Annotated in this window: 12 protein-coding genes; 7 read left to right on the top strand and 5 right to left on the bottom strand. The window is 59.9% G+C overall.

Annotated elements, in window-relative coordinates; all coding sequences use genetic code 11:
* Nucleotides 1-47 precede the first annotated feature (47 nt).
* Complete coding sequence (locus LCH64_RS06475; RefSeq protein ID WP_003220660.1) at nt 48-323, bottom strand: hypothetical protein; 276 nt, start codon at nt 321-323, stop codon at nt 48-50.
* Between the two features lie 302 nt (nt 324-625).
* Between LCH64_RS06475 and LCH64_RS06480 the strand changes: the two genes are divergently transcribed.
* The 4 genes from LCH64_RS06480 to LCH64_RS06495 all read left to right on the top strand — a co-directional run bounded on the left by LCH64_RS06480 (nt 626) and on the right by LCH64_RS06495 (nt 5,161).
* Nucleotides 626-1,129 carry a hypothetical protein gene (locus LCH64_RS06480; protein WP_003220662.1) on the top strand — a complete coding sequence of 168 codons (504 nt, stop codon included), beginning with the start codon at nt 626-628 and terminating at the stop codon, nt 1,127-1,129.
* A 183-nt stretch (nt 1,130-1,312) separates the two neighbouring features.
* Nucleotides 1,313-3,247 (top strand): ATP-dependent DNA helicase RecQ, encoded by a 1,935-nt coding sequence (locus tag LCH64_RS06485; protein ID WP_226499792.1) that lies wholly within the window; start codon nt 1,313-1,315, stop codon nt 3,245-3,247.
* A gap of 228 nt (nt 3,248-3,475) precedes the next feature.
* On the top strand, nt 3,476-4,699 hold the full coding sequence (locus LCH64_RS06490) for a 3-hydroxyacyl-CoA dehydrogenase (protein ID WP_226499793.1): 1,224 nt from the start codon (nt 3,476-3,478) through the stop codon (nt 4,697-4,699).
* A gap of 30 nt (nt 4,700-4,729) precedes the next feature.
* A complete protein-coding gene (locus LCH64_RS06495) occupies nt 4,730-5,161 on the top strand; it encodes a thioesterase family protein (RefSeq protein ID WP_226499794.1) in 432 nt (143 codons plus the stop codon).
* A gap of 103 nt (nt 5,162-5,264) precedes the next feature.
* On the opposite strand, the gene LCH64_RS06500 is transcribed toward LCH64_RS06495, so the two are convergent.
* The 3 genes from LCH64_RS06500 to fdhD all read right to left on the bottom strand — a co-directional run bounded on the left by LCH64_RS06500 (nt 5,265) and on the right by fdhD (nt 9,260).
* On the bottom strand, nt 5,265-5,747 hold the full coding sequence (locus LCH64_RS06500) for a glycine zipper domain-containing protein (RefSeq protein WP_003220670.1): 483 nt from the start codon (nt 5,745-5,747) through the stop codon (nt 5,265-5,267).
* A gap of 328 nt (nt 5,748-6,075) precedes the next feature.
* Entirely contained in the window at nt 6,076-8,424 is a 2,349-nt protein-coding gene (locus LCH64_RS06505; protein WP_103485302.1) for an FdhF/YdeP family oxidoreductase, read from the bottom strand.
* Nucleotides 8,421-9,260 carry a formate dehydrogenase accessory sulfurtransferase FdhD gene (fdhD, locus tag LCH64_RS06510; protein WP_226499795.1) on the bottom strand — a complete coding sequence of 280 codons (840 nt, stop codon included), beginning with the start codon at nt 9,258-9,260 and terminating at the stop codon, nt 8,421-8,423. Before fdhD ends, LCH64_RS06505 begins: the two co-directional genes overlap by 4 nt.
* A gap of 188 nt (nt 9,261-9,448) precedes the next feature.
* On the opposite strand from fdhD, the gene lysM reads away from it, so the two are divergent.
* Nucleotides 9,449-9,889, top strand: coding sequence for a peptidoglycan-binding protein LysM (gene lysM, locus LCH64_RS06515; RefSeq protein ID WP_226499796.1), 441 nt, complete (start codon nt 9,449-9,451; stop codon nt 9,887-9,889).
* Nucleotides 9,890-10,001: 112 nt separating this feature from the next.
* On the opposite strand, the gene yrfG is transcribed toward lysM, so the two are convergent.
* A complete protein-coding gene (yrfG, locus tag LCH64_RS06520; RefSeq protein ID WP_003220678.1) occupies nt 10,002-10,664 on the bottom strand; it encodes a GMP/IMP nucleotidase in 663 nt (220 codons plus the stop codon).
* An 88-nt stretch (nt 10,665-10,752) separates the two neighbouring features.
* On the opposite strand from yrfG, the gene nudE reads away from it, so the two are divergent.
* Nucleotides 10,753-11,319 (top strand): ADP compounds hydrolase NudE, encoded by a 567-nt coding sequence (gene nudE / locus LCH64_RS06525; protein ID WP_003220680.1) that lies wholly within the window; start codon nt 10,753-10,755, stop codon nt 11,317-11,319.
* 5 nt (nt 11,320-11,324) lie between these two features.
* The gene (gene cysQ, locus LCH64_RS06530; protein ID WP_226499979.1) at nt 11,325-12,158 is read left to right on the top strand and encodes a 3'(2'),5'-bisphosphate nucleotidase CysQ; all 834 of its coding nucleotides are present in this window, start codon (nt 11,325-11,327) and stop codon (nt 12,156-12,158) included.
* Nucleotides 12,159-12,180 lie beyond the last annotated feature (22 nt).

Genomic DNA, 12,180 nt, shown 5'->3' on the forward strand with positions numbered 1-12,180 from the left:
TTGGTTGTTTATTAAAGCATTCTGTTGTTTCTGGATTTTAGTTGTTTTCAGTGTGGGTCTGGTTGTTGGGGTTTGTGTTTTGCTACTTCGAGCAAGTCACAGCCATCCTGCACTAATAAATAAAGAGCATTGACGATGTTAGGTATATCTTTCACGTCGGCCTGTTTGAAACATAAACAGTAAAGGGTTTCCAGCAGATCGCTGGCGGCACGCAGTCGCTGGTCAGCGGCATCAAGCAGATCGCGATGGCTGGAGTGAGTATCGATGACCAATACGGGATTTTCGTTGTAGCAAGTCTTCAACGGGCGATAGCGGGTAATCATGGTCAGGCTTGTCCTTTACAAAGGCACTTGGGCGGGGCTGATTCAGTGGTCAGTCGCGCCGGCCACTATAGAAGTGCGTGGCGAGCACTCACAAGAGCGCCGCGATGGACAGAGTTCGTAGGGGTTTTTCCGAGGATCGGGCATATGCCCTACAAGGTTTTGCGGCTTTTTCGAGGTGAAACCCCTAGCGCTGAAATTTCCCACAGGATTCACAGGCGTTTCTTGGCAAACGTCTGTATGGTGCGCGCCAGAATCTGTAGGGCGTTTCCACGCGTCCGATACGCACTTAAAGGGAATTAGGTATGCAGTGGCTACGTTTGGCCTCGATTTTATTGCTGTGGGCCAGTGGTTGCCGTTTGGCCCTGGCGTCGGACGTCGGTAACGGCTGGATGTTCGCCGACCTTGAACGCACCGGTTGGCCCGATGCGCTCTCTAGCCAGACCAGTATCGATACCGCCTCGCGTGCCGAGGTGTTGATGTTCGGTAAAGCCCTGCTCGCCAGCGAAGCGCTGGACGAGGCAGGGCTTGAGCAGCGGCTGGGTGTGCCGCATGTGCAGCTCAAGTCGATCAGACAGGTGCGTGATGGGTGGTGGGAGCGTTTGCTGAGTACCTATCGCAACGCCAGTCAGGACTGTGACGGACAGCCGTTCTGCCCGCGCGTGCGCAGTGTCGCCGAGCTGCGGCAGTTGGCGGCGGCCTTCACGGGTGACATCAGCCCGGCTCATGCGTTGTGGGCAAGCAAGAGCCAGGGCGTGCATGAGCAGATGTTGAACGAGCAACTGCGAGTGGCGGTTTTGCGGCCCTGAATGGTTTGTTTTGGTGTTGTTTGGCAGGGCCTCTTCGCGAATGGGTTCGCTCCCACAGGGGACCGAGGTGTTTGCGCCATTGGCTGTATCATCCCGTATTGAATTGACCCCCGGCCTTTTCTCGACTCGCTGCGATCGCCCGCTAGGCTGTTGGCATCACAGCGGTCAACGGAGTGACAGCGCATGCACAACACCCTGGAACAGGTTTTCGGTTATCCACAGTTTCGACCCGGGCAGGAAGCCGCGATCAGCGCGGTACTGGCCGGGCGCTCGGCGGCAGCGATTTTTCCCACCGGGTCCGGCAAGTCGCTGTGCTATCAAGTACCGGCACTGTTGCTGCCACATCTGACCCTGGTGGTCTCGCCACTGTTGGCGTTGATGCAGGATCAACTGGCATTCCTCAAGCGTCACGGCATCAGTGCCGGCAGCATCGATTCGGCACAAAGCCGTGATGACGCCAATGATGTGATGGCCCGCGCCCGTTCGGGTGAATTGAAGATCCTGATGATCTCGGTGGAGCGCCTGAAGAACGAGCGGTTTCGCAATTTTTTGCAGCAGGTGCCGATCTCGCTGCTGGTGATTGACGAGGCGCACTGCATCTCGGAATGGGGCCACAACTTCCGCCCCGACTACCTGAAACTGCCGGACTATCAACGCCAGTTCAACATCCCGCAAACCCTGCTGCTGACTGCCACGGCGACGCCGAAGGTCATCGCCGACATGCAGACCAAATTTGCCATCGCCGAAGCGGATGTTGTGACCACCGGTTTCTACCGACCCAATCTCAATCTGCTGGTGGAGCCGGTGCGCGGCCAGGACAAACGCCGACGTCTGGTGGAGTGGATGAGCGAGCGTCCGGGCCAGCCGAGCATCGTCTACGTCACGTTGCAGAAAACCGCCGAGCACATCGCTGAACATCTGGGGCGCAACGGCATACAGGCCGAGGCTTATCACGCCGGGTTGCCCAACGATCAGCGCGAGGCGATTCAGAAGCGCTTCATGGCCGGGCAGTCCAATTGCATTGTCGCGACCATTGCGTTCGGCATGGGGATCGACAAGAGCGACATCCGCAACGTAGTGCATTTCGACCTGCCCAAATCCATCGAGAACTACAGTCAGGAAATCGGTCGCGCCGGGCGGGACGGGCAGCCATCGGATTGTCTGGTGTTGGCCAACCGCGACAGCCTCAATGTGCTGGAAAACTTCGTCTACGGCGATACCCCGGAGCGCGAGGGGATTCGTTGTGTGCTGGAGGAAATGCAGGCTGCCGCACCTGAAGGGCAGTGGGAATTTCTGCTCGGGCCGTTGGCGGATCAGAGCAACATTCGCACGCTGCCGCTGAAGACGTTGTTGGTGCAAATGGAGCTGCGCGGCCTGATTGCTCCGCGTTATGCCTATTACGCCGAGTACCGTTTCAAATACCTGCTGGAGCCGGAAGCGTTGCTTGAGCGTTTCGAAGGAGAGCGCAGGGATTTTGTCGCGGCCATCATCCAGACCTCCAGCCGTGCACGCACCTGGGCGACGGTGAATTTCGAGGCGATGTACACGCAGTATTCAGCTGAGCGCAATCGGGTGGTGAAGGCGCTGGATTATTTTCAGGAGAAGGGCTGGGTCGAGCTTGAAAGCAAGCAGATGACCGAGGTCTACAACGTGCTGCACAGTGATTTCGACAGCGCTGTATTGAGCGCTGAGTTGCATGCCTGTTTCACCCGGCATGAGCAGACTGAAATCGCGCGGATTCACGCCATGCTCGAACTGTTCGGCACTGAGCGCTGCCTGGGTTATCGCCTGGCCGAATACTTCGGCGACCACAACGCGCCCGAGTGCTGCGGGCACTGTTCGGTGTGCCACGGTGATGTCGCACGGCTTCCGGCCCCTCCCGAGTTGCCAGCGCTTGTGGATAAAAACTTCGCAGCGCTGTGCGGTGATTTTATCCACAGGCACGAACAGCACACCGGCAGTGTGCCGACGGCGGAGCGCCTGACGCGGTTTCTGTGCGAGATCAGTGTGCCGTTGTTTACCAGGTTAAAGGCGCGAACGATCTCGGGGTATGGGGCGCTGGAGGAGTATCCGTACGCCGAGGTTCGCGGTTGGGCTGACAATCATCTGCCCGAGTAAGTACAAACCCTGTGGGAGCGGGGCTTGCTCGCGAAGGCGTCATGTCAGTTGAAATATCCATGCATGACACTCCGTTTTCGCGAGCAAGCCCGCTCCCACAGGGGGAGTGCGGTGCCCTGACAGCCTCATCCATGCGCTGAATGTCGCTCATCACGGTAATAAACTTCAAAAATGCCCGGTGCCTGACTATGGTGAAGGCTGTCTTCGGATCGCCAACAAGAGAACAACATGAGCCAGACATCGTTCGATATTCAGCAAGCTGCCGTGATCGGCGCGGGCACCATGGGCCGTGGCATCGTCATGTGCCTGGCGAATGCCGGCATTGCCGTGCAGTGGGTTGATAACAATCCACAGATGCTTGAACAGGCGTTGGGCACGGTGGCCGACACTTATGCTCACAACGTGCGCCAGGGCCGGATTGATCAGGCCGAAGCGGATGCGCGGATCGGCCGAGTTCGTGCAGCGGCGGATTATGCGGCGATCCGTAATGTCGATCTGGTGATTGAAGCGGTGTACGAAAATCTTGAGCTCAAGCAGAAGATCTTTCGTGAACTGGACAGCGTGCTCAAGCCTGCGGCGTTGTTGGCGAGCAACACATCGGCGCTGGATATCGACGCGATTGCCGCTGTAACAAAGCGTCCGTCGCAAGTACTCGGCCTGCATTTCTTCAGCCCGGCGCACATCATGAAGCTGCTGGAAATCGTTCGCGGGGCGCAGACTTCTCCGGCCGTGCTGGAAGCGGCACTGGCGCTCGGCAAACGTATGGGCAAGGTCAGTGTGATATCGGGTAATTGCCACGGGTTTATCGGCAATCGCATGTTGCATCCGTACGTGTTGGAGGCGCGCAAGATGCTGCTCGAAGGCGCTTATCCACAGCAGGTCGATGCGGCGTTGCAGGGCTTCGGTTTCGCGATGCGGCCGTTCCGCATGTACGACGTGGTCGGCATTGATCTGGAATGGCGTGCGCGCGAATTGGCCGGCAAGGGCCAGGATGCGCCGGAGGTTCAGGTCGACAACCGCTTGTGCGAGTTGGGCCGCTTCGGGCAGAAATCCGGCAACGGTTATTACCATTATGAGCCGGGCAGTCGTCAGGCCGAACATGATCCCGAGGTCGATGCGCTGATATTGAGCGTCAGCGAAGGCCTCGGCTTTCAGCGCCGGGAGATTGGGTCCGAGGAAATCCTCGAGCGGTGTCTTCTGGCGCTGGTCAACGAGGGCGCGAAAATTCTGCAGGAAGGCATTGCCGGATCGGCCCATGACATCGATCTGGTGTACCTCAATGGCTACGGTTTCCCGGCGGACAGAGGCGGCCCGATGGCCTGGGCGGACGATCAGGGGCTGGCAGACATTCACAAGCGCTTGCTGGCGCTGGAGACGCGACAGGGCGATCAATGGCGGCCGGCGCCACTGATTGGCGAGTTGGCGGCGCGAGGGAAAGGTTTTTACCTTTAGACTGGGCAGAAACTCAAGGAATTGACACCGATGTCCAGCACCATGCCGCAACGCACCGATTACCCGCATTTCCAGCCGATCACCACCCGCTGGCACGACAACGATGCTTACGGACACATCAACAACGTTACCTACTACAGCTTTTTCGATACCGCGGTGAACACTTACTTGATTCAGGTCGGTGGCCTGGATATCCACGATGGCGAGGTAGTGGGGTTCGTCGTGAGTTCATCTTGCGATTACTTCGCCTCGATCGCGTTCCCGGATCAGATCGAGGTCGGTCTGCGAGTCGGCAAGCTGGGCAACAGTTCGGTGCAATATGAACTGGCGGTGTTCAAAGGCGGCGAAAGCGAGGCGTGTGCGGCGGGGCGTTTCGTCCATGTGTTTGTGGATCGGGCGAGCAATCAGCCGGTGCCGATTCCCGGCCGGTTGCGCCAGGCGCTGGAGCGTTTGCTGGTTTGATAACGCAAAAAAGATCGCAGCCTGCGCCAGCTCCTACAGCGATTGAGTGTAGGAGCTGCCGCAGGCTGCGATCTTTTGAACTGCTGCTGAAAAAGCTCAGCAATCAGCGGTGGTTGTAATACCGATGATGCTTGCGATGGCCGTAGGCATGGCCGCGACCGCGGTGGTCGTCGCGGTAGTAGCGACGGTCGTCGCGACCACGATCGTAACGACGATCGTCTTCATTGCTCTTGTTGCCCATGTAATTGCCCAGCGCGCCACCGGCACCGCCACCTGCTGCGGCGCCGATCAGGCTGCCCGTGGTGCCGCCCATGCTGCGACCAACCACGTTACCGCCGGCTGCGCCCAACGCACCGCCAATGGCCGCTTCGCCACGGCTGTGTTTGTTGGCGCCGACCGCGCTACCACCCGCGCCGCCCAGGGCTGCGCCAATGGTTGAACCTGTGCTGCCGCCTAAAGACTGACCGACGACCGAGCCAAGAACCCCGCCCAATGCGCCGCCCACACCTGCTTCGGTGGTGCCTCCAGCAGATGCAAAACCACTGACCAGGCCAAGGGACAACAAGAGAATCGAGGAGAACTTCATAGAGGAGCCTCAAAGGGATGACGGCGCGATCCTGAAGTGGTGTAACAAGGCTGACAATCGAATTCCGACGAATAACACGACTTGTATACAATTCTGCAAGTTACTGTTTTTTATGCGGAACTTAAGCGATTTTTGCCGGTCTTTAGCTACTTCGGACAGGCCGCTTTTGTGAAAAAGCGGCCTTTTTTGTGGGCGTTTGAAAGGTGCAGGGTACAAAGGATTTTGTTGAATGAGCCACCGCTTTCGCGAGCAAGCCCGCTCCCACATTTGAAAGGCATTCCAATGTGGGAGCGGGCTTGCTCGCGAAGGGGTCAGTCCAGGCGCCGCATTACGCAGATTTGGCCATGATCAAACCCGTCTCACTCGCCGCTTCAAGGCGAATCGCAATGAACTTCGACGTCGGCGTATGGCTGCCATCCCCGGTGCTTTCCAGCGGCACCAGCGGATTCACTTCCGGGTAATAAGCCGCCGCTTGCCCCGCAGGAATATCAAACGCCAGCAAGGTAAAGCCCTTCACCCGACGCTCACGGCCATCGTCCCAGATCGACACGATGTCGGCCTTCTGCCCCGGCCGGAAGCCCAGGCGAATGATGTCGGCCTCGTTGGCGAACAACACATCGCGCTGGCCCTTGACCCCACGGTAACGGTCGTCGAGGCCATAGATCGTGGTGTTGTACTGATCGTGGGAGCGCATCGATTGCAGGATCAGGTCTGGCAGTTGTCCGGTGGCGCGGGTGCGCTCGTGCACCAGATCCTTGGGCAACAGGTTCGCGCGGAAATTGGCCCGGCCCGACGGGGTGTTCCACTTGCGCGCGCCAGCGCTGTTGCCGAGGTAGAAACCGCCCGGGTTCTTGACCTTCTCGTTGAAGTCCTTGAAGCCCGGAATGGTATCGGCGATCAGGTCGCGGATGCGCCGGTAATCGGCCACCAGCCAGTTCCAGTCCACCGGTTTGCTGCCCAGCGTGGCGGCGGCGATGCCGGCGATGATCGCCGGTTCCGAGCGCATCTGGTTCGACAGCGGCTGCAACTGGCCGTTGGACGCGTGAACCATGCTGAACGAGTCTTCCACGGTGACCGCTTGCGGGCCTTCGCTCTGGATATCGATGTCGGTGCGGCCCAGGCACGGCAGGATCAGTGCATCTTTACCGTGGGCCAGGTGGCTGCGGTTGAGCTTGGTGCTGATCTGCACGGTCAGGTCGCAATTGCTCAGCGCCGCGAAGGTGCGCGGGCTGTCCGGCGTGGCCTGGGCAAAGTTGCCGCCCAGACCGATGAAGACCTTGGCGCGGCCTTCGGCCATCGCATGGATCGCCTCGACCACGTTGTGCCCGTTTTCGCGCGGCACCTTGAACTGGAAGCGCCGCTCAAGGGAATCGAGGAACGCCACCGGCGGACGCTCGTTGATGCCCATGGTGCGGTCGCCCTGCACGTTACTGTGACCGCGCACCGGACACAGGCCGGCGCCCGGCTTGCCGACGTTGCCACGCAGCAACATCAGGTTGGCGATTTCCTGGATGGTCGGCACCGAATGGCGATGCTGAGTGATACCCATCGCCCAGCACATGATCACGTTCTTGCCTTTGGCGTACATGCGCGCCGCTTGCTCGATCTCCACCAGAGTCAGGCCGGACTGCGCGACGATCTGCTCCCACGGCGTGTCATCGACCACGCCCAGATACTCCAGCACGTTGGCGCTGTGCGCATTGAGGAAGTCATGATCGAACACTGCCGGCGTACCGGCCTTCTGCGCATCGCGTTCCCACTGCAGGAGGAACTTGGCCATGCCGCGCAGCACCGCCATGTCGCCGCCCAATGCCGGACGGAAATACGCGGTGTTGGTCGGCTTGTCGCCGTTGGTGAGCATTTCGATCGGGTGCTGCGGGTGCTGGAAGCGTTCCAGACCACGCTCCTTGAGCGGGTTGATGCACACCACTTGCGCGCCGCGCTTCACCGCTTCACGCAGCGGTTCGAGCATCCGTGGGTGGTTGGTGCCGGGGTTCTGGCCCCAGACGAAAATCGCGTCGGCGTGTTCGAAGTCGTCGAAGGTCACGGTGCCTTTGCCGACGCCAACACTCTGGGCCAACGCCACACCGCTGGCCTCGTGGCACATGTTCGAGCAGTCCGGGAAGTTGTTGGTGCCGTAGGCGCGCACGAACAGCTGATAGAGATACGCCGCTTCGTTGCTGGCACGGCCCGAAGTGTAGAACTCGGCCTGGTCGGGGCTCGACAGTGCTTGCAGGTGTTTGCCGATCAAGGCGAAGGCATCGTCCCACGCGATGGGCTTGTAGCGGTCGGTCTCGGCGTCGTAGACCATCGGCTCGGTCAGGCGACCCTGATATTCGAGCCAGTAGTCGCTCTGCTCCAGCAACGAGGTCACGCTGTGTTTGGCGAAGAACTTGCTGTCCACCCGGCGCTTGGTCGCTTCCCAGTTCACCGCTTTGGCGCCGTTCTCGCAGAACTTGACCATGCCGCTTTCCGGCGAATCGCCCCAGGCGCAGCCCGGGCAGTCGAAGCCGCCGTTCTGGTTGGTCTTGAGCATCATGCGCAGGTTTTTCAACGCGTTGTCGCTGGTCAACCAGGCTTGGGCCACGCTGATCAGCGCACCCCAGCCGCCGGCTGCACCTTTGTAAGGTTTGTAGCGCGGGACAGGTTTCTGGTCGGCTTGATGATGTTGGCTCACGCTTGATTCTCCATCGCTGGGCTGTAGACCCGCGGCGCATTCTTCTGCGGCAGGTGGATGAGATTGAGGTTGTGGCGACGGGCCCATTGCACGGCAAGGCCCGTGGGCGCGGACAGGCTGACCAGGGTCTGGATGCCGGCGCGTAAAACTTTCTGGATCAATTCGAGACTGCAACGGCTGGTGACAATCGCCAGACCGCCTTCTGTGGAAATCTTCTGGCGGATCAGCCCGCCGATCAGTTTGTCGAGGGCGTTGTGCCGGCCGATGTCTTCACGGCCCAGCAACAGTTCACCACTGGCGTTCATGAACACCGCCGCGTGTACCGCGCCACAATGCTGGCCGAGGGGCTGGAACGCCCCGATGCGCTGGCGCAGACCGTCGAGCCACATGGCTGGCGGCAGCGGTGCGCCGGGCAGGACTTGCAGATCGGGCAAGGCTTGCTCGACGGCTTCAACGCCACACAGGCCGCAGCCGCTGGTGCCGGCCAGTTGTCGGCGCTGTTGCTTGAGGTTCCAGAACGCGCGGTTGGCGATGGTCACTTGCGCGTATTGCGCCGAGCCGGCGCCGGTCAGTTGCAGGTCATAAATGTCGCTGGCGTCTTCGATGATGCCGCTGCCGAGGCTGAAACCGACGATGAAATCTTCCAGATCCGTCGGCGTCACCAGCATCACCGCCTGACTGATGCCGTTGTAGGCGATCGCCAACGCAACTTCCTCGGCGAGCGCGGTGCTGGCCGATTCCACAAGGGGCAGATCGCTGTAGCTGTAGGTCTGGCTGGCGGCGGGCGCGGGCGTTTCGAGTGCAGGCGCCGCGCAAGTTGGGCGCTTGGCGTTCATGGCATCACCGACGGATTGATCAACGCTAAGACTAGGCGCGGCAACTTGTCGCGTCTAATCGGTACTGTCGATCTATTGATAGATGCCGTCGATCAAGCGGCTGTCGGGTCATTGGTCGGCCCGGAACCGGGCTGGTCTGGTGTGGTCTAGGCTTTGACGTCTGGAATACAAATCAAGGAGTGTGCGCTATGAGTCTGTTGAGCTTTGTGAAAGAGGCCGGTGAAAAGCTGATCGACCTGCTGACCCCGGGCAATGCCAATGCGAGTGAGCAGTTGAAGGAACATATCGACAAGGTCGGTCTGGGCAATCCAAATGTTCAGGCGACGGTGGATGGCGACAAGGTCACGGTTAAGGGTGAAGTCGCGAGTCAGGAGGAGAAGGAAAAAATTCTTCTGGCTCTGGGCAATATTGCCGGGATTGGCAGTGTTGATGACCAGATTACCGTTACGGGGCCGGTAGTGGTGGCAGCGGAATTTGTCGAGGTGAAGGCAGGTGACACGCTCAGTGCGATCTCCCTGCGGGTTTACGGCAACGCCAACCAGTACCAGAAAATCTTCGACGCCAACAAACCGATGCTCAAGGATGTGAACAAGATTTATCCAGGGCAGAAGCTCCGTATTCCGAAGTAATAACCACGCTGTGGCGAGGGAGCTTGCTCCCGTTCGGCTGCGCAGCAGTCGTGAACATTTGGGGCCGCTTCGCGGCCCATCGGGAGCAAGCTCCCTCGCCACAGTGGTTTTGCTAGAGTCCCCGAATCAAATCGCGGTAGTCCTCGACCGCCGCAAACTCGGCCGTGTCCTTCGGTCCCTTGCGGCTGTCCGGCTCTTTCACCGCCAGCAGATGTGCCACACCGAAATCCCGTGCACTACGCAGGATCGGCAAGGTGTCATCGATGAACAGACTGCGCGCCGGATCAAAAGCGATATCCGCCTGCAAGGCATCCCAGAACTGCGGGTTCTCCTTGGGGAAACCGTAATCGTGGGAGCTGATCAGCCGTTCGAAATACGGCGCCAGTTCGATCCGTTCCAGTTTCAGCGACAGCGAGTCCCGGTGGGCGTTGGTGATCATGATCACCCGCTTGCCGGCCTGTTTTAGCGCGTGCAGAAAGGTATCGGCATCCGGGCGCAGCGCGATCAGGTGTGCGGTTTCCAGTTTCAGTTCACGCACCGAGAGCTTGAGTTCGGCACTCCAGAAATCCAGGCAGTACCATTGCAGTTGCCCGGCATGGCGCTCGAACAGCGGCTGCAATTCCATGTCGGCCATGGCCCGGCTCACACCGTGCAATTCGGCGTAGCGTTGCGGCAGGTGTTCCAGCCAGAAATGGTTGTCGAAGTGCAGATCCAGCAGCGTACCGTCCATGTCCAGCAGGACGGTATCGATGTCAGACCACGGTAAAGAAGGCATGGCAACGTCTCGAGCGGTAGAAAGATATCCGACACAAACAATCGGGAAAGCCGCGTTATAGTAGCGCGTTCACGCCAAGGAGCTTTGCATGCGCCAGAAACCCACTGTACTCGCCCGCGAGATCGTCGCCACCAGTCGTCTGTTCTGCGTCGAAGAACTGAAACTGCGTTTTTCCAATGGCGTGGAACGCACTTACGAGCGTCTGGTCGGCAAAGGCGCGGGCTATGGCGCGGTGATGATTGTGGCAATGCTCGATAGCGAACACGCGGTGCTGGTCGAGGAATACTGCGGCGGCACTGACGAGTACGAACTGTCCCTGCCCAAAGGCCTCATCGAGCCGGGCGAGGATGTGCTGGCAGCCGCTGAGCGCGAGCTCAAGGAAGAGGCCGGTTACGGCGCCCGCCAACTGGAACATCTGACCGAGCTTTCTCTATCGCCGGGCTACATGAGCCAGAAGATCCAGGTGGTGCTGGCCACCGACCTCTACGAGGAGCGTCTGGAGGGCGACGAGCCCGAGCCGATGCGTGTCGACAAGGTCAACCTGAGTGAACTGGCGGCGCTGGCGCAGAACCCGCAATTTACCGAAGGCCGTGCCTTGGCGGCGTTGTATCTGGCGCGTGATCTGCTGACGCAGCGCGGGTTTTTTCAGTCATGAGTGAGATGTCGATGAGTTTTCCCCATCCGTTGATGGCGCCAGTGGTTGAGCTGGCATTGCAGGCCGGCGAGGCGATCCTGCCGTTCTGGCGCGCCGATGTGGCGGTTACGGCCAAGTCCGATGACTCGCCGGTGACGGCGGCGGACCTGGCCGCGCACCATCTGATCGTCGCTGGGCTGGTGGCGCTCGATCCGAACATTCCGGTGCTGTCCGAAGAGGACGCCGACATCCCGCAGAGCGTGCGTGCCGGGTGGCAGCGCTGGTGGCTGGTGGATCCACTGGATGGCACGAAAGAGTTCATCAGTGGCAGTGAAGAATTCACCGTCAACATCGCGCTGATCGAAAACGGTCGGGTGGTGTTTGGCGTGGTGTCGATGCCAACCAATGGGCGTTTCTATGTCGGCGGTGCGGGTCTCGGCGCGTGGCGTGGGGATAAAGGTGGCTCGCCGGTGGCGATTCAGGTGCGTGACGTACTCGCCGCTGGTGAAGCGTTCACCGTGGTGGCGAGCCGTCGGCATTCCAGTCCGGAGCAGGAGCGTCTGCTCGCTGGTTTGAGCGCCAGCCTGGGCGAGTTGCAACTGACGAATATCGGCAGTTCGTTGAAATTCTGTCTGTTGGCCGAAGGGGCGGCGGATTGCTATCCGCGACTGGCGCCGACTTCGCAGTGGGATACCGCGGCAGCGCAGGGTGTGCTCGAAGGTGCGGGCGGTGAGGTGGTGGATCTGCAGGGCGAAGCGTTCTGTTATCCGGCGCGGGAGTCGCTGCTCAATGAATTCTTTCTGGCGCTGCCGGCGAAAGCGGCGTGGCGATCCAGATTGCTGGAACTTGCTCGCTCATAAGATCAAAAGATCGCAGCCTGCG

Origin of the sequence: Pseudomonas sp. MWU16-30322 (assembly GCF_020515535.1) — a bacterium.
GTDB classification, from domain to species: domain Bacteria; phylum Pseudomonadota; class Gammaproteobacteria; order Pseudomonadales; family Pseudomonadaceae; genus Aquipseudomonas; species Aquipseudomonas fluorescens_H.

Bases quoted from the DNA above. Each gene is read 5' to 3' on its own strand.
- LCH64_RS06485 (WP_226499792.1), top strand. From the start codon at position 1,313: ATGCACAACACCCTGGAACAGGTTTTCGGTTATCCACAGTTTCGACCC.
- cysQ (WP_226499979.1), top strand. From the start codon at position 11,325: ATGTCGATGAGTTTTCCCCATCCGTTGATGGCGCCAGTGGTTGAGCTG.
- LCH64_RS06490 (WP_226499793.1), top strand. From the start codon at position 3,476: ATGAGCCAGACATCGTTCGATATTCAGCAAGCTGCCGTGATCGGCGCG.
- nudE (WP_003220680.1), top strand. From the start codon at position 10,753: ATGCGCCAGAAACCCACTGTACTCGCCCGCGAGATCGTCGCCACCAGT.
- fdhD (WP_226499795.1), bottom strand. From the start codon at position 9,260: ATGAACGCCAAGCGCCCAACTTGCGCGGCGCCTGCACTCGAAACGCCC.
- LCH64_RS06500 (WP_003220670.1), bottom strand. From the start codon at position 5,747: ATGAAGTTCTCCTCGATTCTCTTGTTGTCCCTTGGCCTGGTCAGTGGT.
- yrfG (WP_003220678.1), bottom strand. From the start codon at position 10,664: ATGCCTTCTTTACCGTGGTCTGACATCGATACCGTCCTGCTGGACATG.
- LCH64_RS06475 (WP_003220660.1), bottom strand. From the start codon at position 323: ATGATTACCCGCTATCGCCCGTTGAAGACTTGCTACAACGAAAATCCC.
- LCH64_RS06480 (WP_003220662.1), top strand. From the start codon at position 626: ATGCAGTGGCTACGTTTGGCCTCGATTTTATTGCTGTGGGCCAGTGGT.
- LCH64_RS06495 (WP_226499794.1), top strand. From the start codon at position 4,730: ATGTCCAGCACCATGCCGCAACGCACCGATTACCCGCATTTCCAGCCG.
- lysM (WP_226499796.1), top strand. From the start codon at position 9,449: ATGAGTCTGTTGAGCTTTGTGAAAGAGGCCGGTGAAAAGCTGATCGAC.